A 25287-nucleotide genomic window follows, 5' to 3' on the forward strand; every position below is an offset into this window, starting at 1 on the left:
GGATTAACCGGAGTTGGAATCAAACATATATGAAAAATAGGCATCTTTGAATGCAGAATAGTTATTTCTGGAAATAGGGACAGAGGAAATGCCGGTAGTGACCATAGTTCTTGTGAACTGTTTTATGTGGGACAGGTTTACAATATAGCTTCGGTGACATTTAAAGAATCCTTTTTCCGGAGTAAAGACCCCTTCACACTTTACAAATAATTCGCGGATTTTTAAAGTAGTTCCATTTGAAAGGCAGACCAGAACCTGTTTATTCTGAGCTTCCAGATAATCTACATCATTGAGCGTAATTGAGCAGAATCCGTCTGCAGTATGTGCGACGAAAGTTTCAGCCGGAACATGATAAGTTTTAAAAAAATCATCCATAACAGAAAAAAGTTTCAGAGTATTTACTGGTTTTAAAAGATAATGAAAAGCTTTTACATCATAGGAATCCAGGGCAAATTCTCTGGAAGAAGTCAGAAAAATCACAGGAACAGTCAGTCCCATGCTGCGTATTTCTCTTGCTGTATCTATGCCGTTTAATAATGGCATGATGATGTCGAGAAAGATCAGATCTACCGGAATTGTCCGGAGAGCTGTTAACAGATCATCACCGTTGGAATATGGATACAGGGTAAGTGAAAAATCATTTTTTTCCGCCCAGTGAGTCAGAAGTGAACTTAATTCCCGGGTAAAGAGTATTTCATCATCACAAATTGCAATATTCATAATTTTTATCAAAACCTTTCTGTGAATAAATGTATGTATTGTATCCGGCAGTGAAAATCCTGTGTCAGATGATGATTCGCAGGACAAAGCAATGGTCCACGATAGAAAAATGACACTGTCCATGTAATTGTTCCACATAATAAATAATACTCCTGACACCGATTCCATGCCCGTTTCTGGTAGAAACCGGAACTCCATCTACAAATGCCGGAATTTTTTCTACGGGATTTTCCAGTTGGAACAGAATGTGATTCTTTTTCTGTGAAAGAGTAAGCCGGGCCCATTTTGAAGGTGATTCCAGCTGCTCCAGTGCATGCATGGAGTTTTCCAGCGCATTGGACAGGATTGTACAGAGGGACAGATCGGAGCATGGAAGTTCTTTTCCTGTAGAAACATTGCATATAAGAGACAATCCTCTGTCTGTGAAACGGGAATGATAAATGGAAAGCACAGAGTTCAGCATTTCATTTCCGGAATAGGCGGCGATGATCGTATCGTCATATGCGGAATTAATTTCATGGATGTATTCCTGTGCTTTATCCGGATGTCCGTTTTGCAGCTGGGTCAGAATAATACTCAGATGGTGGCGCATATCATGCCGCAGGATCGCCAGTCTCTGGCTGCTGATCTTTACCTGTTCAATTTCGTTTTGCATGGATTGAAGCTGCATTTCACGAAGATTGCTGTATTGCGTTATCTCCTGTTTATTCTCATATTCCTGAAAGTAGATGATGAGAAATACCAGGTAGGCAATGCAGAATGCAAATCCCATGAACTCAACAACTGCTTTATTTCCGGAATAAAGTAAAGTTGAAAACTTGGTGGAAGCATAATCAAAAACGTAATATACAAATGGCAGGAAACCGATGATGGAAAGCTCACGTGCATTTTTTGTAAAAATTGTTTTTGTAGATCGAAATACATATCGATAAAGAAGGACAAAAGTTAAGGTTGTTGTTAAGATCCGCACAGAATAATAGCACCACTGTAATCCTGTTATTGCCAAAGCGAATAATCCGGTCCAGTTGCTTATCTGGCAACACAGATAGGCAGAAAAGACAGAAACAGCGGAAGAAATCAGAGGATACTTATAATGAACGGAGAGGAATAAAACCAATGGAAAATGTACGATCAGAGGATAGGACATATTTGCAAGAGTTTCCCCAAATAATGCCAGATCAATTACATATAACAGTCCCTGCCCTAAAAATAACAGAAACATAGTCAGGATATTTTTTCTGATCGGTTTGATTCCAAGAAAAAATGCAGAACAGTAAATTCCAAAGAGCATGGTAGTGACACCATGAACAGCAGATAAAATCTGTTCAGACATAACAGCACCTCCGTCTGATAAGGATTAATAAAATTTATCATCAAAATGTTGTATATATATCAAGTATAAAAGATTTCAAATTTAAAGACAACCTTTTTCCATACCATTCACACCATATAATTACTGTTCGCGTGAAAGAGAAAAAATGTTGTTGTTCTGTGTTATAATCAGTCTATAAAGGAATATCGAAAAAAATTACGAGGAAGGAGATGAAAGAGAGAGCATATTTAACGATATACCGGCGCTAGATGAAAAAAGAAAACAGAAGAAAAACAGACCTGATGGAAAAGTACCATGCAGGTCTGTTTTTATATCATTCTTTCCTGTTTTTACTTATTTACATCAATATAACTGTACAATGTATATTTGGAGATTCCGAAATAATTTGCAACCTTATCTCCGGATTTGGTAATAAGGAAAGCACCTGCATCATTTAAGAACTGAATAGCAGTAACCTTATCCTCCTTATTCATTAAAGGAACAGGTTTGCCTACCAGAGCTACAGATTCTTCGATCAGATGATCAAGAAGATCATTGACATTATGAGTGATCTCTTTGGGCTTCTCTTCCTTATTTTCCGGAGTGACAAGAGAATGAAGGGCAGATTCGATCATAGTAAGCTTGGTAATGTCATAATTGATTCCGAAAACATAATGAAGGGTACCATCGTCATCATGAATGTAGGAAGTGCTGCACTTCAGGATCTTGCCGTCTGCTGTTTTCATCAGATAACCGGTATGGTCTTCGGGGGTTGCTCCTTTTTCCTGATTGCGGATCGCATCAAAAACAGCATTGGATGGTCCGTCTCCGATATCTCTGTTTGTAACATGACCATTTACGATGTAGACGATGGAATGTTCCGGCTCCGAAGTTTTCAGATCATGGATTACTACTTCACAGTCAGGTCCGAACTGGGAAGCAAGATCAGCAGCGATTTGTTTTAACACAGTAAGTCGTCCCATTTGATTTCCTCCTATTAATATAACTTTTAAACGGATCATAACCGAATCAGGCAGGGGCTTCTATAGTCTGAGCAGTAACAGTCATTCGATTATGAGCATGTAGTAAAGCGGATAAATTTATCCGTCAAAACGTTCAGTGCAGATACATGGAAACTGCACATTTTTTATATTCTATCATAAAAAAAAGGAAATAAAAAGAGCCTAAAAAAAATAAATGTGAATACCTTAAAAAATTTGTGATTATAATCATAAATCATTGAAGTGATATAGGAATCGTGGTATATTTTAAACATGAGAATTGCGATAAGTTAGGGGTAAAATACTTTTTGTCCCTAACTTATAATAAAGAAAGGGGTGTCAGAAACAGTGAAAACTTTACTGAAGAATGGTACAGTAGTATCGGGGGATATGTCTGTTATAGAAGATGTTCTTATAGATGGAGAGAAGATTGTAAAAGTAGGCCGGAATCTGGAAGCAGAGGATGCACAGATAGTTGATGTAAACGGTAAGCTGCTTTTTCCGGGATTTATAGACGGACATACACATTTTGACCTGGAAGTGGCAGGAACAGTGACGGCAGATGATTTTGAAACAGGAACAAGAGCTGCCATTGCAGGAGGAACAACTCTGGTGATCGATTATGCGTCTCAGGATAAAGGTGGTCATACGCTGAAGGAAGGCCTTGAGAAGTGGCATAAGAAAGCAGATGGGAAATGTTCCTGTGATTATTCTTTCCATATGTCTGTTGTGGAATGGAATGAGGAAACTGAGAGAGAAATACAGGATATGATCAATGAAGGGATTACCAGTTTTAAGCTTTACATGACTTATCCGGCAATGATCGTAGATGACGGTGACCTTTATAAGATTATTAAGAAATTAAATGAATACGGATGTTTTGCAGGGGTACATTGTGAGAATGCAGGGGCAATCGATGCGTTGATCGCAGAAGCCAAAAAAGAGGGACGTCTGGGACCTGAGAATCACCCGTTGGTGCGTCCGGATATTATGGAGGCAGAGGCAGTTCACCGCCTTCTTGTGATCGCAGATACAGCAGATGCTCCTGTAATGGTAGTACATCTTACCAACCGGAAAGCATTTGAAGAAGTGATGCGTGCCAGAATGAACGGACAAAAGGTATATGCGGAAACCTGTCCGCAGTATCTACTTCTGGATGACAGTGTATATTCAAAACCGGATTTTGAAGGTGCCAAATACGTGTGTGCACCTCCAATCCGTAAGAAAGCAGATCAGGACTGCCTGTGGAAAGCACTGGCGAATGATCAGATCCAGACGGTTGCAACTGACCAGTGCAGCTTTACAATGGAGCAGAAAGCTCTTGGTAAAGATGATTTCACGAAGATTCCGGGAGGGCTGCCGGGAGTACAGACGAGAGGAACTCTGCTTTATACATACGGTGTACGCACAGGCAGGATCACGCAGGAACAGATGTGCCGTCTGTTAAGTGAGAATGCAGCTAAACTTTACGGAGTGTATCCCAATAAGGGCGTGATACGTGAGGGAAGTGATGCAGATATTGTTGTATTTGATCCTGAGAAGGAAAACGTTATCTCTGCAAAGACACATCTGTATCATACGGATAATAATCCATATGAGGGATTTAAGCTTCATGGAGATATTGACAGCGTATATTTAAGAGGAGCTCATGTGGTGCAGGATGGAAAAGTAATTCTGGAGAAAACAGGAAAATATATTAAACGCGGTAATAAGCAGTGAATATAAAGAATAACAAGAGGTGACAGAAAATGAAACATGAAGTAAATGCAATGGGAAAACAGTGCCCGATTCCGGTAGTGATGACAAAGAAGGTTATTGATAATGCGGCAGTCGGTGATGAGATTGAAATTCTGATCGATAATGAAACCGCAGTGAATAATCTGAGCAGACTTGCAAATAAAACAGGCTGTACGTTTGTATCTGAAAAACTGGGAGACAAAAAGTATCAGGTGAAGATGGCAGTAAAGACTGAACAGACAGGTGGGACCTTGGAAGAAGAGGAATTTGTCTGCGAAGCACCGCATAAAAAAGTGACGGTAGCGGTAATCTCCTCAAATGTTATGGGAAATGGTGATGATGAACTGGGAAAGATTTTGATCAAAGGATTTATCTATGCCCTTTCTCAGATGGAAACACATCCGGATACAATCCTTTTCTATAATGGAGGTGCAAAACTTACAACAGAAGACTCTGAAAGTCTGGAAGATCTGAAAAAGATGGAAGAAGAGGGCGTGGAAATCCTGACCTGCGGTACCTGCCTGAAGCATTATGGACTGATGGAGAAACTGATGGTTGGAAAAGTTACCGATATGTATACGATTGCAGAGCGTATGACAGGTGCAGATAAGGTGATTCGTCCGTAAGAAAATGAAGGCCATCATATCTGAGAAAAAAGACAGATATGATGGTATTTTGAACTTTTATTGCAATTTCTGTTCTCTGATATTGTGGTATCTGGCATATCCGGTAAGAATCAGAGTCAGGGCACCATCGCCTGTTACGTTACAGGCTGTCCCAAAACTGTCCTGAAGGGCAAAGATAGTCAGCATCAGAGCTGTAGCAGAATCGCCGAATTTCAGGATACCGGTGATAATACCGAGAGATGCCATAACAGTGCCTCCCGGTACACCCGGAGCACCAATGGCAAAAATTCCAAGCAAGACACAGAAAAGAACCATGGCCCCCGGTGCAGGAACTGCACCATAGAGAATTTTGGAGATTGCCATACAGAAGAATACTTCTGTGAGGACAGAACCACAGAGATGAATATTGGCAAACAGCGGAATACCAAAATCTACCAGATCCTTTCGGAGAGGTTTTGCCCTGTGTGCGCATTGGAGGGCGACCGGCACTGTGGCAGCAGATGACATGGTACCTATGGCTGTGAGGTAGGCGGGACCATAATGTTTCACAACTTTCAGAGGATTTTCTCTGGAATAAATTCCTGCAAGTATATATAGAAGAGCTATCCAGATAAAATGTCCGATCAGAACAATGACGATTACCTGAAGGAATACAGGAAGCTGTCTGGTGATTGTTCCTTCGTATGCCAGTGAACAGAAAGTCAGTCCGATGAAGTATGGGAGAATCGGAATAATGACTCTTGATACAATAGCCAGTATGATCTTCTGAAATTCTTCAAGAAAAGAAGAAATCAGACTGGCTTTTGTCCATGCAGATGCAAGTCCCAGCATAATGGCCAGTACAAGTGCACTCATGACAGGCATTATCTGTGGAATGGAAAGTTCAAAAACTACATCCGGCAAAGCTTTGAGATGACTGGCAGTGGAGCTGAAGGACAAATGTGGGATCAGCAGGTATCCGGATAATGCAGAGAATAAAGCAGCTCCCAGTGAGGAAGCATAAGCAATACTGACTGCAACACCTAACATTCTGGAAGCATTGTTTCCGAGTCTGGTAATAGATGGTGCGATAAATCCAATGATGATCAGCGGAACAGAAAAGCTGATCAGCTGACCAAGAATATACTTCGATGTTACAACCACATTCAGTACTGCAGTCGTAATGGCAGATTCATCTATTATATTAAGAAGAAGTCCGATACAGATTCCAAAAGCCACGCCGACAAGCAGTCTGAAGGGCAGACTGTGTAGAAAAAAGTTTTTTTTCATAATAATCCCCCTTTTTCTGTCAATTATAATATATAATGATGTCATGGTCAAAAGGTATTTTATATCGAAACAGGAGAGAGTTATGTATAGAAAAATTTATCAAATTTTGGAAGAAACAGGAAAAGTAAAAACAGCAATGGTTTTAAACGGGAATCATAAGGGCGAAAAATGTCTGATAAAGGAAAACCATTGTTTATCATCCGATGAAAATACAGCAGATTTCTGGAAAAAATATGAAGCTGATCTGGCGGAGTGCCAGGAGACAAAAGTTGTTCATATGGGAGATGTAGATTTCTTTGTGGAAATTTATGTGAAAAATCCGCAGCTTATCATTTTTGGAGGCGGACATGTTTCGCAGCCTGTTGCAAAAATCGGAAAAATGCTGGGATTTCATGTGACTGTTATGGATGACAGAGAAGATTTTGTGACTTCAGAGAGATTTCCGGATGCCGATCGGCTGATCAAAGGCAGCTATGATGAGCTTTCAGACAAAATACCGGCCTATGAAAATGCTTATTATGTGATCGTGACAAGAGGTCACCTCGGAGACAGTGCCTGTGCCAGACAGATCCTGAGACGCCCTTATACTTATCTGGGAATGATCGGCAGTAAAAATAAGATAAAACTGACCAGAGAAAAATTACTCGGAGAAGGTTTCAGCGAAGAACAGCTCAACAGTATCCATGCACCGATTGGATTGCCGATCGGAGGACATATGCCGGCAGAGATTGCTGTAAGTATTGCTGCGGAGATCGTTCAGGAAAAGAACAGGTATGATGTTTCTTATATTGATGGAGCTGTGGAGGATGCTGTCAGGAAAAAAGAAAATGGAATTATGATCACGATCATATCCAAGAGTGGTTCTTCTCCAAGAGGGACAGGAAGTAAAATGTTTATTGATAAAGACGGGAATTCATATGGAAGCATCGGAGGCGGAAATGTAGAATTTCAGGCTTTGAAATATGCACCAGAAGCGCAGCATGGTGAAATCAGAAAATATAATCTGTCTAACCAGGGCGGTGCGAATCTGGGAATGATCTGTGGCGGCGAGGTGGAAGTCCTTTATGAATTGTTGTAGATAAACACAGAACCTACAGCGTTACTGAGAACGGAGTGAACAGTAACCCTGCAGCAATTCCGCGCAAATGGAAGAAAGCAGACAAAGCAGGACAAAACGCATACTTGAATTATCTGTAAGAATCGTGTATATTAATACATAAAGCGAACACAGAAAACACGAGGGGACAGAGCGTGTTTGATAAAGGAGGAAACTACTTATGAAGAAATCACTTTGGCTGGTTCTTGTACTGGGACTTGCATTTGCTGCTCAGGGATGCGGATTTGATCCTACTATTGATTCCAGCGTTATGATCGTTAAAGTAACACCAACACCGGAAGTCACACCTACTCCTGAGGCTTCAGAGGCAACACCGACACCGGAAGCAACACCAACGCCGGCAGCAGAGCAGACAGCCAGTGGTGTAAAAGTAGAAGTGAAATCCGATACCTATTATGCGTCATCAGAATTAAATCTTCGTTCTGATGCAAGTTCAGATGCGGATCTGATTTCAAGTGTGGCAGCCGGAACTCAGCTGAACAGTACAGGTGTATGCGAGAATGGATGGATTCGTGTGGATTATAATGGACAGACCTGTTATGCAAGCGGAGATTTTGTGACAACAACAGCTCCGGCAGCAGACGCAGGTGAGACTACAGCAGATACATCAGCAGATACGTCTTATGATGAAAGTTCAGAATAATCTGATGATATAAAAATTTGTATCAGTCCTCTTTGAATATATTTCTATGAGAGGTACAATAAAGGCTTTTTTGGAAAAATGTTGACAGAAATGTATAAGTAAAAGCAGAAGCAGAAGCTGCAGGGGATAATGACCTGTCAGCTTCTGCTTTTTTTGTCTGAAAAATACGATAGAAATCTTTTTCGGTGTGTTGTTTATGAGGATTGCTATAATACTGTAGAATGTTACTGTGGATAAATAAGTCTGTCCGGCTTGATATCATAAAGAACTTCATCCAGAAATTTTCCTGCCAGATATTTTGCCATAGGCAGATTCATATCCAGATAATTTCCGCAGTCTTTTGCAGATGCTCCCGGAACTTCACCTTCAAAATCACGTATAAATTCAAAAGTCTCGATCATAAGCGGAACGATATCCTTGGACTCATAATCTCCATTTAAAAGAAGATAATTGCCTGTACGGCATCCCATCGGTCCCCAGTAGATCATTTTAGAGCCGAACTCTTTATGATTTCTCAGGAATGTTGCTGCCAGATGCTCGATCGTGTGAAGCTCAGCGGTATTCATCACAGGTTCTTCGTTAGGAGAAGTCATACGGATATCGAAGGTAGTGATCATACTGCCGCCAACCGGATCCTTACGTGAAACATAAATTCCAGGCTGTAATTTGATATGGTCAATGGTAAAACTTGTTATTTTTTCCATTTTGGATTCCTCGCTTTCTTTTGCAGATATATTCTGACTGTTCATCAGTCTGTTGTTCCGGTTTCACCGCAAAAAGGGAAGATACAGAACTGAACATGCTGAACAGCCATATATATTTTAACAGGCAATCCGAAGGAAGTAAACACAGGAATCTGTAACAATCTGAACATTTTGTGAAAAGAGTTGTTTTTTTTCTGAGATAGGTTATAATCAGATTGTTGTAAATGATTTCGGAGGTAAAGGAAAATGAAAAGAAAATTACTGGCAGCACTTTGTGTTACAGCTATGTCAGCAGGTTTACTGGCAGGATGTGGCAACAGTGATAAAACAGAAGAGAGTACAAAAACAGAGGAAACAGCGAAAGAGGAGACTTCTTCTCAGGAAGAGACGGAGACAAAAGCTGCTTCTTCTGACAGTGATAATGTAGCAAGTGAAGAAGAGGCAGAAAAAGCCGGATTTTCTGATGGTTCTGATGAAAAGAGTGATTCTGCTGATACAGATTCTGAAAGTACAGATTCTTCAGACAGTACAACCAGTGTGCTTCTGGATACTTCCAAAGAACTGACAGGAACTCATCACGCAGAGATCGAAGTAAAGGATTACGGTACGATTGATGTGGAACTGGATGCAGATACAGCGCCGATCACAGTGACAAATTTCGTGAAACTCGCACAGGAAGGTTTCTATGACGGACTGACATTCCACCGTATTATGGAAGGATTCATGATTCAGGGTGGTGATCCCAACGGAGACGGAACAGGTGGATCAAAAGAGAATATTAAGGGTGAGTTCAGTAACAATGGAGTGGACAATGATATTTCCCACACAAGAGGAACTATTTCCATGGCAAGAGCCAGTGATCCGGACAGCGCAAGCTCGCAGTTCTTTATTGTTCAGGCAGACAGTACATTTCTGGACGGAGATTATGCAGGATTTGGCCATGTGACAGAAGGCATGGATATTGTTGATAAGATCTGCGAGGATGCAAAACCGACAGACGACAATGGAACAATCCCGTCAGATCAGCAGCCGGTTATTGAGAAGATTACCATTACAGATTAAGTAAAACAGAAAATAAAGCAAGTGTCCGAAAAACAGAACAAAAATTGAAAAAAGGCACAGCAAAAAACAGCAGGGAAGATATGAAAAAATCTTTCCTGCTGTTTGGTTTAAGAAGGGAACAATTACGGATTAATTTTTGATTACCAGTACCGGGATTGGCGGATTGTTGGGGCGGTTGTAGTAATCGCTTTTGATTACCAGGTATTGATGGGAATCAAGATTTTTCAGCCAGTCAAGGATCTGATCCCTCTCTTCAAATCCGGAATCGCCACCACTGTAGATACAAAGAGAAATCATCCCGCCTTTTTTCAGAAGTGTTAAAGCCTGAGTCAGCGCCTGAATGCTGGTTTCACCTCTGGTTGCAAGTGAATGATCTCCACCGGGAAGATAACCAAAATTAAATACAATGCAGCTTACACTGTCTGGTGTGGCATATTCTGCCATATTTGCGTGAGATTCCAGAAGCAGTCTGTAATTTTCCGGAACATGTCCGGCGTTCAGTCTCTTTTGGGTTGCAGTCAGTGCCTGCTCCTGAATATCAAAGGCAAGAACCTTTCCTGATTCTCCGCATAGCTGCGAAAGCAGAAGCGTATCATTTCCGTTTCCCATTGTAGCATCAATACAGAAGTCTCCTTCCTGTACCTGCTGTCTGATAAAAGCTGCGCACCATTGTGTGATCTGATAGTTCTTCATATATTCCTATATTCCTCCACAAAGTCATACACCGGATTTATATGTTGATATCAGTATGTTATAGTAATCCGGTCTGTCAGTTAAGTCAGGTAGAGTCCAGTGCAAATTATGGATATCTGACTGATTATTATTATAATGCAGGAAATCTTTATAAACAACGGTTAAGTGTAATCTTGCTGAGGTTCACCGTTACTGTTCACACACCACTATCCCGCGAGGTGTTTTGGCATGAATATGCCAAAATCCCGAGACATACAAGCCAAAATTCATTCCAGATTGTTTCGCAAATAAAACAAATCACTTATTGCATTTTTGATAATAATTAGTCTATAATAAATAGAATTGTAAAAGTCAGAATCCTGTTATCAAAGATGAATTATGATAGATTTTGACATGTAAGTATAAAGACGTAGAAACAGCCAGAAATAATATAATATAATATGGTTCGGAGAAAGAGGTAAAGGAAAATGACACTGGAAGGAAAAACAGTATTACTGGGAGTGACAGGCAGCATTGCGGCGTATAAGATTGCATATCTGGCAAGCGCGCTGAAGAAACGCCATGCAGATGTTCATGTGCTGATGACAGAGAATGCCACGAATTTTATCAATCCGATCACTTTTGAAACTCTCACAGGAAATAAATGTCTGGTGGATACCTTTGACCGGAATTTTCAGTTTCAGGTAGAGCATGTATCGATTGCAAAGAAAGCAGATGTAGTGATGATCGCACCGGCAAGTGCTAATGTGATCGGTAAACTGGCACATGGGATCGCAGATGACATGCTTACTACCACGATCATGGCATGCAAATGTAAAAAATTCATTTCCCCGGCCATGAATACCAATATGTTTGAGAATCCTGTAGTACAGGATAATTTAAAGATTCTGGAGCATTACGGATATGAAGTGATCGCTCCGGCGTGCGGATATCTGGCATGTGGTGACACAGGAGCGGGAAAAATGCCGGAACCTGAGACATTACTTGCCTATATTGAGCGCGAAGCTGCCTGTGAGAAAGATCTGAAAGGAAAGAAAATCCTTGTAACTGCAGGCCCTACACAGGAATCTGTCGATCCTGTTCGTTATCTTACCAATCATTCTTCAGGAAAAATGGGCTATGCTATTGCGAAAGCTGCCATGCTCCGCGGTGCAGATGTCACGCTGGTCAGCGGACGTACTTCAATTGAGCCTCCCATGTTTGTAAATCTGGTGCCTGTTGTGACTGCAAGGGATATGTATGAAGCCGTAACTTCTGTCAGCAACGAACAGGACATCATTATTAAAGCTGCTGCTGTGGCAGATTACCGCCCTTCCAGGATCAGTGAAGAAAAAGTTAAGAAAAGTGACGGACAGATGTCCATAGAACTGGAAAGAACAGATGATATCCTGAAGTTTCTGGGAGAACACAAACGGGCCGGACAGTTTCTCTGCGGATTTTCCATGGAGACACAGAATGTGATCGACAATTCCAGAGCCAAGCTGGCAAAGAAAAATCTGGATATGGTGGCTGCCAACAATGTGAAAGTGGAGGGTGCCGGATTTCAGGGAGATACCAATGTGCTGACACTGATCACACAGGATGAAGAAATCTCTCTTCCGCTTATGAGCAAAGAAGACGCTGCTTTTAGGATCCTGGATAAAATCCTTTCGATGATGATGCAGGATTTTGTCTGTTAAAGGAACAGGACGATTAAGAAATTGGAGATAAATAATTATGATTTTAGCAATTGACGTTGGAAACACCAACATTGTAGTTGGATGTATTGATGACCTGAAAACATATTTTATAGAACGCCTTTCTACCAACCGTACAAAGACGGAACTGGAATATGCAGTGGATTTAAAGAATGTTCTTGATATCTATCATATAAAAAAAACAGAGATTGAGGGCTGTATTATTTCTTCTGTAGTGCCGCAGATCACAAATATTGTGAAACTTGCCGCAGAGAAAATTCTTAAGAAAAATGCAATTGTTCTCGGACCCGGTGTAAAGACAGGACTGAACATTATGATGGATAATCCGGGACAGCTTGGCGCAGATCAGGTTGCTGATGCAGTGGCAGGAATTGCCGGTTATCCGGTGCCGTTGATCCTTATCGATATGGGAACTGCAACCACAGCGTCTGTTGTCAACAGTAAGAAGCAGTATGTAGGCGGAATGATTCTTCCGGGTGTAGGGGTTTCCCTGGATGCACTTACTGCGAGGGCTTCCCAGCTCAGCGGAATCAGTATTGATGCGCCAAGACATGTGATCGGGAAAAACACGATCGAATGTATGAAGAGCGGGGTTCTTTACAGCAATGCAGCAGCTCTGGATGGAATTATTGACAGGATCGAAGAGGAACTGGGGGAGAAGGCAACTGTAGTGGCAACCGGTGGTCTGGCAAAGAAAATCGTTCCTCATTGTAAGAGAGAAATCATTCTGGACGAGGAACTTCTTCTGAGAGGTCTTCTGATCATTTATGAGAAAAATAAGTAAGAATGTATATGCATTCATATCAAAACAGTTCATCAGACATAAAACTGATGAACTGTTTTGTTTGCAGTAATTTATGGGATTGCTATAAATGCATTATTTTAGAGAATTGCTATAAAAGGCAGAAATAAAATCAATAGGAAGCGGAGCAGTAAAAAGCATGACCTTTCCGGTTATAGGATGAGTAAACTCCAACTGATAAGAATGAAGGGGCTGACGGTTTATCCGACGGTAATCAGGATTATATAAATAATCTCCGGGCAGAGGATGCCCGATATATTTCATATGCACACGTATCTGGTGTGTGCGCCCTGTTTCCAGATGAAGTTCGGCCAGAGAATATTCTTTTCCTGCCGCCAGCCGTTCATAATGAGTTATTGCAGACTCCCCGGTTCCGAAATTTACTTCTCTGGTGATCACGGAGCCTTCCATTCGTGCGATAGGAGCGTTGATCGTTCCGGAGTCAGGAAGAAGCCCGTCTACAAGTGCGAGATAAGTCCTGAGAATCTGACGTTTTTTCATCTGAACTGACAGAATCGCTGCGCTGAGGGGATTTTTGGCAAGGATCAGAGCACCGGTGGTATCCCGGTCCAGCCGGTTGATACAGCGGTAAACAAAATCCTCTCCTTTTTCTGCAAAATACCAGGCGATTCCATTTGCCAGAGTATTTTCATAATTTCCCGCAGAAGGGTGCACAGGCATATCTGCAGGCTTGTTTATCACAAGGATATCCTCATCTTCATAAATGATATTCAAATCCATCTTTGTACGGATAATGTTTTCTCCTGATTCGGTTTCAGGAACAGTGATGATCAGATGATCCTGCGGTTTAAGCACTGATCGTCCGAAACCACGTTCACTATTGAGAATGATGGTGTTGGGAGTGTTCTTCATTGAGCTTAATATGTGGCGGGAAAACCCCTCTTTTTTTAGAAAGTCCAGAATCGTGACCGGAGTTGTATTTTCGGAGATAATATATTTAAGGATTCTTTGCATATGATCTGTCTGCTTTCTTGATTTGTATAAGATTTAAGAATTGCGGGCTGATATGCCCTGCCTTATTTTTAACAGATTTACTGTATCAGATTTTGAAGAACATAACAAGAACAATTATCAGATTTCCTGAAAAATTACTGTTCACAGTAATGTAGCCAAAACTCATTCCAGATTGCCTGCGGCAATGGAATTTTGGCTTGTATGTCTCGGGATTTTGGCATATTCATGCCAAAACACCTCGCGGAATAGTGGCGGGTGAACAGTAACCCTGAAAACGTTAAAAAATACATTTTATTCTATTGCATCACAGAAAATTAAGCGTATAATCAAAAAAAGAAAATAGATTCAGGTGGAAAAAGATGAAAGAACAGCAACATATTTTTACAAACAAAATGCTCCGAACCCTGTTGATACCGGTTATTTTTGAACAGGTACTGAATTCCCTGATGGGAACTGTGGATACCATGATGGTCAGCAATGTAGGCTCTGCTGCAATATCCGCGGTATCTCTGGTGGATTCCATCAATGTATTGGTGATCCAGGCGTTCTCAGCGCTGGCAGCAGGCGGTGCAATCCTCTGTTCACAGTACATAGGTCAGAAAAATCATGAAATGGCAAATAAATCAGCAAGACAGGTATTATTTATCATTACTGCCATATCCGTAGCAGTGACTGCTCTGTGCCTGCTGTTTCGTGTGCCGCTGTTAAAACTGATATTCGGAAAAGTAGAATCAGATGTTATGACTGCCTCTCAGGTGTATTTCTTCTATACGGCGTTGTCTTTTCCGTTTATAGCACTTTATGATGCGGGAGCATCCATATTCCGATCCCAGGGAAATACCAGAGGGCCAATGACAGTATCGGTTATTTCAAATGTGATTAATATCGGCGGAAATGCGGCGCTGATCTGGGGATTCAATATGGGAGTGGCAGGAGCTGCCATCGCAACTCTTGCATCCAGAGTCTTCTGTGCTGTAGTGGTACTCTGGCAGCTTCGTATGGACAGACAGCCTATTGTAGTCAGAAATTACAGACAGATCCGTCCGGATGGAAAAATGATCAGAAGAGTTCTGGCTCTGGGAATCCCGTCCGGCATAGAGAACAGCATGTTTCAGCTTGGAAAGCTGGCAATACAGTCTTCCGTATCTACACTGGGGACGGTAGCCATTGCAGCTCAGGCAATGACGAATATCCTTGAGAACCTTAACGGTATTGCAGCTATCGGTGTAGGAATCGGTCTGATGACTGTAGTAGGACAGTGTCTGGGAGCGGGCAGAAAGGATGAGGCAGTTTACTATATTAAGAAATTAAGTGTTCTTGCAGAAATCATTGTTGTTGCAAGCTGTCTTTTGGTGTTTGCCTTAACCATTCCGGTCACAAAGCTGGGTGGTATGGAACCGGAAAGTGCAAGAATGTGTTTCCATATGATATCCTGGATAACGGTTGTCAAACCTATTGTATGGACTCTGGCATTTATCCCTGCTTATGGCCTTAGAGCAGCCGGAGATGTAAAATTTTCCATGATCACATCCTGTATCACTATGTGGACATTCCGTTTTTGCCTTTGTGTATATCTGATCCGTTTCAGAGGCTTCGGCCCAATGGCTGTATGGATTGGAATGTTTACTGACTGGACAGTGCGGGGAATCGTATTTTCTCTTCGCTTCCACAGTAGGAAATGGCTGAAGCATAAGGTAGTATAACAAGGTGGTATAGCCATGAAATGCGTTGACTTTTACTGCTCAAAATTATATAATGATTCTCGGAAATAATTCTGGAAAAGCATTACAGGAAGTCAGGTGAAATTCCTGCGCAAGTCCGTTACTGTAACAGCCAGATACTGTCTGCTTTTCATTGTAGAGAGGAAATATGATCTGCGGCAACCAGAGGATATTTCGGGAAAAGAACTTTCAGGAGGGATTTTGTTGCACACAGAAATCCCTCCTTTTTATGTAGATGTTATATAAATGACATTATAGTAATCTGCAGACAGGATGTGACAACAATGCAGCAAAGGAGGCGTCATGAAAAACGGACTGGAAGATTACTACGTGATACGTGGCAATAAAAAAATGAGGTTTGGCTATACAACAGGCTCCTGCGCAGCAGCTGCATGTAAGGGTGCTGCAAAGATCCTGCTGGGTGGTGTCATGCAGAAGGATGTCACCTTGATGACTCCTAAGGGAATCATGCTTACACTGGAACTGAAAGACATCCGGATTGAAGGAAATCAGGTGACCTGTGCAATTCAGAAGGATGCAGGAGATGATCCGGATACTACAAACGGAATACTGGTTTATGCTACGGTGCAGAAAACAAAAGAACCGGGAATCATCCTCGACGGAGGCGTTGGTGTGGGAAGGGTAACAAAAGCCGGGCTTTCCCAGAAAATCGGGGAAGCAGCCATCAATCCTGTGCCAAAGGCCATGATTTTGCGTGAAGCTACAGAAATTGCTGAGAAATATGATTATGAGGGCGGACTGAAGATCATCATCTCCGTTCCTGAAGGTGTGGAAATTGCAAAGAAAACCTTTAATCCACGTCTGGGAATTGTGGGAGGAATCTCCATTCTGGGAACTTCCGGGATTGTAGAACCTATGAGCGAAGCTGCTCTTGTACAGAGTATCAATGTAGAGATGAAGCAGCATTTTTCCCAGGGAGAAGAATATCTTCTGGTAACACCGGGAAATTACGGGGCAGATTATCTGCGGGAGCATATGGATCTCCCTTATGAAAAAAATATCAAATGCAGCAATTATGTAGGTGAGACCATTGACATGGCAATTGATATGGGAGTTAAGGGAATCCTTTTCATTGCTCATATCGGAAAGTTTGTAAAAGTTGCAGCAGGGATCATGAATACCCATTCCCACAGTGCAGATGCCAGGATGGAAGTGCTGGCATCCAATGCGATCCGGGCAGGAGCATCGTTGGAGTGTGCAAAGGAAATCCTGAATGCATCTACTACAGATGAAGCAATAGACATTCTGGAAAAATATCAGATACTTCAGAAGACCATGAAAGAGATCCTGGACAGGATCCAGTTTTATTTAAATCACAGATCCTATGAGCAGATCCTTCTGGGGGCAGTGATCTTTAATAATACTTATGGGTATCTGGGACAGACTGCAGATGCAGAGAAGCTGATAAAGCTGATTAATGCACAGAATGATGAGGCACAGTAAAGATCCTATCGCAAAGGCGATTTTAACCGAATCAAGTAAGTCCCCTGCTTCAATTGCGAAAAGCAATAAGCAGTGGGTGGGGACTTGCTTGTATCAGGAGGAGTGCAAGCTCCTTCTGATAAACTGCGGAGCAGTTATTCGGTTATGAGCAAGTAGCGAAGCGGATTGCGAATATCCGCTTGAATGGATTTTGACTCACAACTGTGAAAGTATTGAACAGTTGAAATAAATTTATAATAAGGAGAATGATAGATTATGGTACATTTCGTAGGAGCAGGTCCGGGAGCATCGGATCTTATCACAGTAAGAGGAAAACAGTATCTGGAGGAAGCAGATGTGGTGATCTATGCAGGATCTCTGGTAAATCCAAAGCTTCTGGAATATACAAAGGACATCTGCACCATCTACAACAGTGCAAAAATGACACTGGAGGAAGTGATCCATGTGATCGAGAAGGCGGAAGCAGAGGGAAAGACAACTGTCCGCCTTCATACCGGAGATCCATGTATTTACGGTGCGATCCGTGAACAGATGGATATTCTGGATGAGAAAAATATCGCTTATGATTACTGTCCGGGTGTCAGTGCATTCTGCGGTGCTGCAAGTGCCCTGAATCTGGAATATACTCTGCCGGATATTTCCCAGAGTGTGATCATTACACGAATGGAAGGCAGAACTCCGGTTCCGTCCAAGGAAAGCATTCAGTCATTTGCTGCTCATCAGGCAACCATGGTTGTATTCTTAAGTACAGGAATGCTGGAAGAGCTGAGCAGACGTCTTATTGAAGGCGGTTATACAGCAGATACACCAGCAGCCATTGTATATAAGGCAACCTGGCCGGAACAGAAGACCTTCGTCTGCACAGTGGGAACACTGGCAAAAACGGCTGCAGAAAATAATATTACAAAAACTGCTCTGATGATCATCGGAGATACAGTTGCAGCAGCACATTATGACCGTTCCAAGCTGTATGATCCGGAGTTTACTACAGAATTTCGTGAAGCTGTGAAATCAAAAACACATCACTCATAGAATCTGGTAACCTTAAGGAATTGCTATCGTTTATGAGATTACTGTAAACAGGAGAAAGAGAAGGAATATAACAGTGAAGGTTGCACTTATATGCTTCAGCCTTACCGGTCAGCAGACCGGGGAGAGATTATACCGGGGGCTGGAAGCTGCCGGTATGACAGCAGAACTGGATAAAAAAAGTAAATATCTTCTGGATTCTATTCAGGTCAGTACCTCTGCATGGGCAGGAGAGAAATTTTCTGATTCAGATGCACTGATCTTTATCGGTGCCACCGGAATTGCCGTCCGCAGCATTGCGCCTTATGTAGCGTCAAAGAAGTCAGACCCTGCGGTGCTGGTCGTAGATGAGTGTGGAAAGTTTGTCATTTCCCTTCTGTCAGGACATTTGGGCGGTGCCAATGAACTGGCGCTAAAAACAGCAGAAATTCTGGAAGCAATACCAGTGGTCACAACAGCCACAGACCTGCATCACCGTTTTGCAGTAGATGTTTTTGCAAAGAAAAATAATTGCAATATCTTTAACATGAAAGCAGCAAAGGAAGTCTCTGCTGCACTTCTGGCAGGAAAGAAAGTTGGATTTTACAGTGAGTTTCCGACGGACGGTGAACTGCCGGAGGGGCTGGCCCGGTGTGATGAATATGGGAATCCTGTCAGCAGTATGGATGACAGATCAGAAGAGGAAACACAGAAAAGCTCTGATTTTAATGGAACAGGGACAGACTGTACGAATATAGACTGCGGAGTTGCAGTTACTGTACATACTTCCTGTAATCCTTTTATTTCTACCACACAGGTAGTTCCGAAATGTCTGACTCTGGGTATGGGCTGCAGGAAAGACAAGGATGCCCGTGGAATCGCAGAGGCAGCGCAGAAGGTGCTGGACAGATCCGGATTTCATAAAGAAGCATTTGAGCAGATCGCAAGCATCGATCTGAAGAAAGAAGAAAAGGGAATCCTGTCATTGTCACAGGACTGGCAGATTCCTTTTGTGACTTATACAGAAGAAGAATTAAAACAGGTGCCTGGAGAATTTACTCCCTCACCTTTTGTAAAAAAGATCACAGGTGTGGATAATGTCTGTGAGAGAAGTGCAGTCCTTGCCAGTGGAAATGGCAGGCTGCGGCAGAGAAAAACAGGAGAAAATGGTGTGACCACAGCAGTGGCTGCCAGGGAATGGAGGATACATTTTGAGTAAAATATATGTAATCGGAATCGGACCGGGAGCTTATGACCAGATGACAGGAAAAGCGATCCGCGCCATGAATGAAAGTGATGCGATCATCGGATATACCGTATATGTAGACCTGGTGAAGGAATATTTTCCGGGAAAAGAATTTATGACTACACCAATGAAAAAGGAAGTGGACCGCTGTGTCCTTGCCTTTGAAGAGGCAAAAAAAGGCAAGACTGTTTCCATGATCTGCAGTGGTGATGCCGGAGTTTACGGTATGGCAGGTCTGATGTATGAGGTTGGTGTCAATTATCCGGAAACAGAACTGGAGATCATCCCGGGTGTGACAGCTGCAACAGGCGGAGCTGCTGTTCTGGGTGCACCTCTGATCCATGACTTCTGTCTAATCAGCTTAAGTGACCTTCTCACACCATGGGAAAAGATAGAGGCAAGACTTCTGGCAGCAGCCCAGGCAGATTTTGTTGTATGCCTTTACAATCCGTCAAGTAAAAAACGTCATGATTACCTGCAGAAAGCCTGTGATCTGATGATGAAATACAAATCACCGGATACCATCTGCGGAACAGTTTCCAATATTGCAAGAGAAGGCCAGGAAGCTCATGTAATGACATTAAAGGAACTGAGAGATACACAGGTGGATATGTTTACCACAGTATTTATCGGTAATTCTCAGACAAAGGAAATCAACAATAAGATGGTAACACCGAGGGGATATAGGAATGTATAAAGTTCTTGTTTTTGCGGGAACAACAGAAGGATACGAAATCTGCCGGTTTCTGGCAGATCATAAGATAGAGACAAAGGGATTTGTTGCCACAGAATATGGCAGCAAATCTCTTACAGAAAATGAATTTCTCACTGTTCAGACTGGAAGACTGGATGCAGCGGACATGGAAGAGGTCTTTTTACAGGAGAAACCGGAAATGGTGCTGGATGCCACCCATCCTTATGCTGCTGAGGTGACTGTAAATATCAGGACAGCCTGTGAAAATACGCAGACAGCATATTACAGGGTGCTGAGAGAGGCCGGGGAACATGAGAACAGGGCAGTATATGTGGACAGTGTTAAGGCTGCTGCAGATTATCTGAATCAGACCCAGGGAAATGTATTGCTGACAACAGGAAGCAAGGAACTGGCCGGCTTCACAGGCATGAAGGATTATCAGAACCGTCTTTATGCAAGAGTCCTTTCTCTGCCCAATGTGATGAAAGCCTGTGCAGAGCTGGGATTTGAGGGAAAACATCTGATAGGAATGCAGGGGCCTTTTTCCAGAGAGCTGAATGCTGCAATGCTCAGACAGTATGACTGCAGATATCTGGTCACAAAGGATACAGGAAAAGCAGGGGGATTTCAGGATAAGATCGATGCTGCCCTGGAATGTGATGCAGTTCCTGTGATCATCGGGCGTCCTCTGAAGGAGGAAGGCATGTCTGTGAGAGAATGTAAGAGATTTCTTACAGAACATTTCAGCTTAGCCCACAGACCGCATATTACATTGCTGGGAATTGGAATGGGAAGTCAAAAACTTCTCACTGTCCAGGGTAAAAACAGCCTGGATCAGGCGGATCTTCTGATCGGTGCCAGGAGGATGGTGGATTCTGTGAAACGTCCGGGACAGGATGTGTTCGTGGAATACAGAAGCCAGGAGATCAGGGATTATATTGATGCACACCCGGAGTATGACAATATTGTGATCGTCCTTTCCGGAGATGTGGGATTCTACAGCGGGGCCAGAAAACTTCTGGAAGTACTGTGTCAGGACAGTGCGGATCTGAGAGTACAGAGAAAGAACGGATCAGAGAAGAGTGAGGAAGAACGGGATAGTTCAGCACAAAACAATAGAGAGATAGAGATACAATGCGGGATTTCCTCAGTTGTATATTTTATGTCCCAAATAGGATTGTCCTGGGATGATGCCAAAATCGTCAGTGCACATGGAAGAGGCTGTAATCTTATCTCACATATCTGTTATACAGAGAAAGTTTTTTCCATACTCGGAACTTCAGACGGTGTAGCAGTTCTGGCAGAGAAACTGGTAAAATACGGGATGGGTGATGTGCTTCTTTATGTGGGAGAAAATCTGTCCTATGAAAATGAGAAGATTTTTGCAAAGCCTGCCAGCGAACTGACAGAATATAAGGGTGATTCTTTGTCCGTCATCTGTGCAGTAAATGAAAATGCAGGAACACGTCTGGAGACACATGGAATCAGAGATGAAGAATTTATCAGAGGCAAAGCGCCCATGACAAAGGAAGAGGTGCGTACGGTATCCCTTTCCAAACTGCGTCTGACCGCTGATTCTGTGTGCTATGATGTGGGCGCAGGAACAGGCTCACTGTCAATAGAGATGGCACTTCGTGCTCATCAGGGGCAGGTATGGGCAATTGAGAAAAAGGAAGATGCAGTTGAACTGATCCACCGGAATAAGTTGAAATTTGCAGCGGATAATCTGGAGATCGTGGAAGGACTTGCACCGGAGGCTCTGAAAGATCTTCCGGCACCAACCCATGCTTTTATCGGAGGCTCGTCAGGAAATCTGAAAGAGATCGTGAAGTTGTTACTTGAAAAAAACCCTCAGGTTCGGATCGTGATCAACTGTATCACTCTTGAAACTGTGTCTGAAGCATTGGAAACAGCGAAAGAGTTTGGATTTGAAGAAAATGAAATCGTGCAGCTAGGTGCGGCACGTTCAAAGGCAATCGGACGTTATCATATGATGATGGGCGAGAATCCCATTTATATTATTACACTTCAGAATCCCGGGAAATAACAAATGATACAGATATCAGGGATTACAAATTAACAGTTAAGGAAATACAGATTAACAGTTAATAGATTGGAATGCCCTGAAATTGTTGAAAAAATATAGGACAGAAACAGGTTACTGTTCACGCACTACACTGGAAACGGAGTGAACAGTAACCAGAAACAGAGGAGAACAGGGATGAATATTCCAAGAATACTTCTTGCAGCAGGAGCCAGCGGCAGTGGCAAAACTCTGATTACCTGCGGACTTTTGCAGGCACTGGTCAATCGAAAAATGAAAGTGGCATCTTTTAAATGCGGACCGGATTATATAGATCCCATGTTTCATTCCAGAGTCATCGGGACGAAATCCAGAAATCTGGATACCTTTTTTACAGATGCCGAGACTACCCGATACCTGCTTGGAAAAAATGCAGCAGACTGCGATATTGCAGTGATGGAAGGTGTTATGGGCTATTATGACGGCGTGGGTGGAATATCCACGAAAGCAAGCGCCTATGACCTGGCAGATACCACAGATACTCCGGTCATCCTTGTGGTAAACAGCAGAGGAATGAGTATTTCCCTGGCAGCTTATATCAAAGGTTTTATGGAGTACAAAGAGAAAAGCCATATCAAAGGCGTGATCTTTAACCAGATGTCTCCCATGCTTTATCCCAGAATGAAGAAGCTGGTGGAAGAACAGCTTGAGGTGGAGGTTCTTGGATATGTGCCAAAGGTAGAGGACTGTGTGATCGAGAGCCGTCATCTGGGTCTTGTGCTTCCTGAGGAGATTTCTGATCTGAAGGAACGTTTGCAGAAGCTTGCCGGAATATTGGAAGACACACTGGAGATTGACAGGATCCTTGCACTTGCCAGGCATGCAGAGGAGCTGCAGGTGCCGGAATCGTTGGTACAGAAAGACGAGACATATGGATATTGTCTGCCACAGAAGCTGCGTATCGGAGTGGCAAAGGATGAAGCCTTTTGTTTCTTTTATGAAGACAATTTTCGTCTCCTTCAGGAAATGGGGGCAGAGCTGGTTGATTTCTCGCCAGTTCATGATGAACATCTTCCTGCAGATCTGGAGGGGATTCTTCTTTATGGCGGTTATCCGGAATTAAATGGAGAGGCACTGGAACGCAATGCATCCATGAAAGAAGAGATTGCACAGGCAGTTAAACAGGGCATGCCATGTATGGCAGAATGCGGAGGCTTTATGTATCTTCATGAGCAGATGGAGGATATGGGCGGAGTGTTCCGGAAAACCTGCGGAGTGATCCCCGGAAAATGTTTCCGCACTCCCAGACTGACCAGATTTGGATATATCACATTAACTGCCGGGAAGCCTGTTTTCGGCAGAAGTGCAGAGGAGATCGGTGAGATTCCGGCTCATGAATTCCACTATTTTGATTCAGAGAACTGTGGAAGTGATTTCCATGCAGCGAAGCCTATGAGCAAAAGAGGATGGGACTGTATGCACAGCAGCAGTAACCTGCTGGCAGGATATCCTCATATCTATTATTATGGAAATCCCCAGATTCCCAGGGCTTTTCTCATGAAATGTCTGGAATATCATAATTCAAAAGAATAATGAGCCGGATTTAGAGGTGGTAAAATAGTAGTAAATTACCGAATTCCGGGCGTTTCAGAAATATTGAAACATCCGGAAGGCATCAAGGAGTTTTATAATTATGTTATATTACAGTATGCCTGCCCTTGCAGCAGGCTTCATACTTGATCTTATGATAGGAGATCCCAGATGGCTGTATCATCCGGTATGTCTGATCGGAAATCTGATCGCATTTCTGGAAAAAATACTCCGAAAGATTTTTCCGAAAACAGATAAGGGCGAACTGGCTGCAGGTACAGTGGAAGTGATCCTTGTCTGTCTGTTAAGCGGTGGAATCCCATTTCTGATGCTGCATATTCTCTATGGAATCTCAGTATGGGCGGGATTCGCACTGGAAACCTTCTGGTGTTATCAGCTTCTGGCAACGAAATCTCTGAAAACAGAGAGCATGAAAGTCTATGACAGACTGAAAAACGGAACTTTGGATGAAGCCCGTTATGCAGTATCTATGATCGTAGGTCGTGATACCCAGTCGCTGACAGAGGAGGGGGTTACAAAGGCGGCAGTAGAGACTGTGGCAGAGAATGCTTCTGACGGTGTCATAGCACCGATGCTTTATATGGCAATCGGCGGAGTGTGGCTGATGTTTCTTTACAAAGGAATCAATACCATGGATTCCATGCTGGGTTATAAGAATGATAAATATCTGTATTTTGGTCGCTGCGCTGCAAAGCTGGATGATGTGGCCAATTATATTCCAGCCAGACTTTCAGGATGGCTGATGGTGGCAGCCTCTGCATTTGTAAAAATGGATGTGAAAAATGCAGCGAAGATCTACCGCAGAGACAGAAGAAATCACGCCAGCCCCAACTCTGCACAGACAGAGGCAGCAATGGCAGGTGCGCTGGAGGTACAGCTTGCAGGCAATGCTTACTATTTCGGAAAGCTTTATGAGAAACCAACCATAGGAGATGGAATCCGCCCTGTGGAGGTGGAGGATATCAGACGTTCCAATCGTCTGCTTTATGCAACAGCGATCCTGGGGGCTGTGATATTTCTTCTGATCGGAAGCGCGGTGCGATATTGTTTCTTTTTATAATTCCGGTAACGTGGATTGCTGAATAGTTATTAATATAAAACATGTATATAGGTAATTGCGAAACAAGTTCGCAATCCTGACTAAAAAGCGGTAAGAATCCTG

22 protein-coding genes are annotated in these 25287 nt (G+C 42.7%); 15 read left to right on the plus strand and 7 right to left on the minus strand.

The annotated features are described in order from the left end of the window. Positions 1–3: 3 nt before the first annotated feature. The 3 genes from LJE11_RS13110 to LJE11_RS13120 all read right to left on the minus strand — a co-directional run bounded on the left by LJE11_RS13110 (position 4) and on the right by LJE11_RS13120 (position 3015). Positions 4–720, minus strand: coding sequence for a LytR/AlgR family response regulator transcription factor (locus LJE11_RS13110; RefSeq protein WP_020993721.1), 717 nt, complete (start codon positions 718–720; stop codon positions 4–6). Between the two features lie 64 nt (positions 721–784). Then, positions 785–2053, minus strand: a complete 1269-nt coding sequence (locus LJE11_RS13115; RefSeq protein WP_008704836.1) for a sensor histidine kinase — start codon at positions 2051–2053, stop codon at positions 785–787. A 329-nt stretch (positions 2054–2382) separates the two neighbouring features. Then, the gene (locus LJE11_RS13120) at positions 2383–3015 is read right to left on the minus strand and encodes a helix-turn-helix transcriptional regulator (protein ID WP_020993722.1); all 633 of its coding nucleotides are present in this window, start codon (positions 3013–3015) and stop codon (positions 2383–2385) included. A gap of 366 nt (positions 3016–3381) precedes the next feature. Here LJE11_RS13120 and hydA point away from each other — a divergent pair, with 366 nt between their 5' ends. Both hydA and yedF read left to right on the plus strand, forming a co-directional pair. Then, positions 3382–4752 (plus strand): dihydropyrimidinase, encoded by a 1371-nt coding sequence (gene hydA / locus LJE11_RS13125; RefSeq protein ID WP_227296080.1) that lies wholly within the window; start codon positions 3382–3384, stop codon positions 4750–4752. A 29-nt stretch (positions 4753–4781) separates the two neighbouring features. Then, positions 4782–5396, plus strand: a complete 615-nt coding sequence (gene yedF / locus LJE11_RS13130) for a sulfurtransferase-like selenium metabolism protein YedF (protein WP_022381449.1) — start codon at positions 4782–4784, stop codon at positions 5394–5396. A gap of 57 nt (positions 5397–5453) precedes the next feature. Here the strand turns inward: yedF and LJE11_RS13135 are convergent, their stop codons facing one another. Next, a complete protein-coding gene (locus LJE11_RS13135; RefSeq protein WP_118669996.1) occupies positions 5454–6665 on the minus strand; it encodes a dicarboxylate/amino acid:cation symporter in 1212 nt (403 codons plus the stop codon). Between the two features lie 82 nt (positions 6666–6747). Here LJE11_RS13135 and LJE11_RS13140 point away from each other — a divergent pair, with 82 nt between their 5' ends. Then, complete coding sequence (locus LJE11_RS13140; RefSeq protein ID WP_227296081.1) at positions 6748–7743, plus strand: XdhC family protein; 996 nt, start codon at positions 6748–6750, stop codon at positions 7741–7743. Between the two features lie 199 nt (positions 7744–7942). After that, positions 7943–8425, plus strand: coding sequence for an SH3 domain-containing protein (locus LJE11_RS13145; protein ID WP_227296082.1), 483 nt, complete (start codon positions 7943–7945; stop codon positions 8423–8425). A gap of 224 nt (positions 8426–8649) precedes the next feature. Here LJE11_RS13145 and LJE11_RS13150 read toward each other — a convergent pair whose 3' ends face one another. After that, positions 8650–9129: an S-ribosylhomocysteine lyase gene (locus tag LJE11_RS13150; protein ID WP_008704822.1), complete on the minus strand. Its 480-nt coding sequence runs from the start codon at positions 9127–9129 to the stop codon at positions 8650–8652. Positions 9130–9375: 246 nt separating this feature from the next. Between LJE11_RS13150 and LJE11_RS13155 the strand changes: the two genes are divergently transcribed. Beyond that, positions 9376–10191, plus strand: a complete 816-nt coding sequence (locus LJE11_RS13155) for a peptidylprolyl isomerase (protein ID WP_227296083.1) — start codon at positions 9376–9378, stop codon at positions 10189–10191. Between the two features lie 129 nt (positions 10192–10320). Here the strand turns inward: LJE11_RS13155 and LJE11_RS13160 are convergent, their stop codons facing one another. Further along, positions 10321–10884: a class I SAM-dependent methyltransferase gene (locus tag LJE11_RS13160; protein WP_025576963.1), complete on the minus strand. Its 564-nt coding sequence runs from the start codon at positions 10882–10884 to the stop codon at positions 10321–10323. 467 nt (positions 10885–11351) lie between these two features. On the opposite strand from LJE11_RS13160, the gene coaBC reads away from it, so the two are divergent. Together coaBC and LJE11_RS13170 are read left to right on the plus strand one after the other, a co-directional pair. After that, positions 11352–12563 (plus strand): bifunctional phosphopantothenoylcysteine decarboxylase/phosphopantothenate--cysteine ligase CoaBC, encoded by a 1212-nt coding sequence (gene coaBC, locus LJE11_RS13165; RefSeq protein WP_195382855.1) that lies wholly within the window; start codon positions 11352–11354, stop codon positions 12561–12563. Positions 12564–12600: 37 nt separating this feature from the next. Beyond that, entirely contained in the window at positions 12601–13365 is a 765-nt protein-coding gene (locus tag LJE11_RS13170) for a type III pantothenate kinase (protein WP_025576961.1), read from the plus strand. A gap of 93 nt (positions 13366–13458) precedes the next feature. Here LJE11_RS13170 and LJE11_RS13175 read toward each other — a convergent pair whose 3' ends face one another. Further along, a complete protein-coding gene (locus LJE11_RS13175; RefSeq protein WP_055152929.1) occupies positions 13459–14358 on the minus strand; it encodes an RluA family pseudouridine synthase in 900 nt (299 codons plus the stop codon). Between the two features lie 359 nt (positions 14359–14717). On the opposite strand from LJE11_RS13175, the gene LJE11_RS13180 reads away from it, so the two are divergent. The 8 genes from LJE11_RS13180 to cbiB all read left to right on the plus strand — a co-directional run bounded on the left by LJE11_RS13180 (position 14718) and on the right by cbiB (position 25185). Next, complete coding sequence (locus tag LJE11_RS13180) at positions 14718–16061, plus strand: MATE family efflux transporter (protein WP_025576959.1); 1344 nt, start codon at positions 14718–14720, stop codon at positions 16059–16061. A 321-nt stretch (positions 16062–16382) separates the two neighbouring features. Further along, positions 16383–17543: a cobalt-precorrin-5B (C(1))-methyltransferase CbiD gene (gene cbiD / locus LJE11_RS13185; protein WP_227226142.1), complete on the plus strand. Its 1161-nt coding sequence runs from the start codon at positions 16383–16385 to the stop codon at positions 17541–17543. A 255-nt stretch (positions 17544–17798) separates the two neighbouring features. Next, positions 17799–18575: a precorrin-4 C(11)-methyltransferase gene (gene cobM / locus LJE11_RS13190; RefSeq protein ID WP_161275972.1), complete on the plus strand. Its 777-nt coding sequence runs from the start codon at positions 17799–17801 to the stop codon at positions 18573–18575. A gap of 73 nt (positions 18576–18648) precedes the next feature. Continuing rightward, the gene (locus LJE11_RS13195) at positions 18649–19770 is read left to right on the plus strand and encodes a cobalt-precorrin 5A hydrolase (RefSeq protein ID WP_161275973.1); all 1122 of its coding nucleotides are present in this window, start codon (positions 18649–18651) and stop codon (positions 19768–19770) included. Next, entirely contained in the window at positions 19763–20494 is a 732-nt protein-coding gene (gene cobJ / locus LJE11_RS13200) for a precorrin-3B C(17)-methyltransferase (RefSeq protein ID WP_161275974.1), read from the plus strand. The genes LJE11_RS13195 and cobJ overlap by 8 nt, the downstream gene beginning before the upstream one ends. Beyond that, on the plus strand, positions 20487–22538 hold the full coding sequence (gene cobK, locus LJE11_RS13205) for a precorrin-6A reductase (protein ID WP_173720149.1): 2052 nt from the start codon (positions 20487–20489) through the stop codon (positions 22536–22538). The genes cobJ and cobK overlap by 8 nt, the downstream gene beginning before the upstream one ends. Positions 22539–22712: 174 nt before the next feature. Beyond that, positions 22713–24107 (plus strand): cobyrinate a,c-diamide synthase, encoded by a 1395-nt coding sequence (locus LJE11_RS13210; RefSeq protein ID WP_161233281.1) that lies wholly within the window; start codon positions 22713–22715, stop codon positions 24105–24107. A gap of 100 nt (positions 24108–24207) precedes the next feature. Next, positions 24208–25185: an adenosylcobinamide-phosphate synthase CbiB gene (gene cbiB, locus LJE11_RS13215; RefSeq protein WP_062807572.1), complete on the plus strand. Its 978-nt coding sequence runs from the start codon at positions 24208–24210 to the stop codon at positions 25183–25185. Positions 25186–25287 lie beyond the last annotated feature (102 nt).

The organism is Blautia sp. DFI.1.216 (assembly GCF_020594215.1).
In the GTDB taxonomy this organism is placed as follows: Bacteria; Bacillota; Clostridia; order Lachnospirales; family Lachnospiraceae; genus Blautia_A; species Blautia_A wexlerae.

Excerpts from the sequence above, each read along its gene's own strand:
- LJE11_RS13110 (WP_020993721.1), bottom strand. The coding sequence starts at position 720 with ATGAATATTGCAATTTGTGATGATGAAATACTCTTTACCCGGGAATTA.
- LJE11_RS13115 (WP_008704836.1), bottom strand. The coding sequence starts at position 2,053 with ATGTCTGAACAGATTTTATCTGCTGTTCATGGTGTCACTACCATGCTC.
- LJE11_RS13120 (WP_020993722.1), bottom strand. The coding sequence starts at position 3,015 with ATGGGACGACTTACTGTGTTAAAACAAATCGCTGCTGATCTTGCTTCC.
- yedF (WP_022381449.1), top strand. The coding sequence starts at position 4,782 with ATGAAACATGAAGTAAATGCAATGGGAAAACAGTGCCCGATTCCGGTA.
- LJE11_RS13135 (WP_118669996.1), bottom strand. The coding sequence starts at position 6,665 with ATGAAAAAAAACTTTTTTCTACACAGTCTGCCCTTCAGACTGCTTGTC.
- LJE11_RS13140 (WP_227296081.1), top strand. The coding sequence starts at position 6,748 with ATGTATAGAAAAATTTATCAAATTTTGGAAGAAACAGGAAAAGTAAAA.
- LJE11_RS13145 (WP_227296082.1), top strand. The coding sequence starts at position 7,943 with ATGAAGAAATCACTTTGGCTGGTTCTTGTACTGGGACTTGCATTTGCT.
- LJE11_RS13150 (WP_008704822.1), bottom strand. The coding sequence starts at position 9,129 with ATGGAAAAAATAACAAGTTTTACCATTGACCATATCAAATTACAGCCT.
- LJE11_RS13155 (WP_227296083.1), top strand. The coding sequence starts at position 9,376 with ATGAAAAGAAAATTACTGGCAGCACTTTGTGTTACAGCTATGTCAGCA.
- LJE11_RS13160 (WP_025576963.1), bottom strand. The coding sequence starts at position 10,884 with ATGAAGAACTATCAGATCACACAATGGTGCGCAGCTTTTATCAGACAG.
- coaBC (WP_195382855.1), top strand. The coding sequence starts at position 11,352 with ATGACACTGGAAGGAAAAACAGTATTACTGGGAGTGACAGGCAGCATT.
- LJE11_RS13170 (WP_025576961.1), top strand. The coding sequence starts at position 12,601 with ATGATTTTAGCAATTGACGTTGGAAACACCAACATTGTAGTTGGATGT.
- LJE11_RS13175 (WP_055152929.1), bottom strand. The coding sequence starts at position 14,358 with ATGCAAAGAATCCTTAAATATATTATCTCCGAAAATACAACTCCGGTC.
- LJE11_RS13180 (WP_025576959.1), top strand. The coding sequence starts at position 14,718 with ATGAAAGAACAGCAACATATTTTTACAAACAAAATGCTCCGAACCCTG.
- cbiD (WP_227226142.1), top strand. The coding sequence starts at position 16,383 with ATGAAAAACGGACTGGAAGATTACTACGTGATACGTGGCAATAAAAAA.
- cobM (WP_161275972.1), top strand. The coding sequence starts at position 17,799 with ATGGTACATTTCGTAGGAGCAGGTCCGGGAGCATCGGATCTTATCACA.
- cobK (WP_173720149.1), top strand. The coding sequence starts at position 20,487 with ATGTATAAAGTTCTTGTTTTTGCGGGAACAACAGAAGGATACGAAATC.
- LJE11_RS13210 (WP_161233281.1), top strand. The coding sequence starts at position 22,713 with ATGAATATTCCAAGAATACTTCTTGCAGCAGGAGCCAGCGGCAGTGGC.
- cbiB (WP_062807572.1), top strand. The coding sequence starts at position 24,208 with ATGTTATATTACAGTATGCCTGCCCTTGCAGCAGGCTTCATACTTGAT.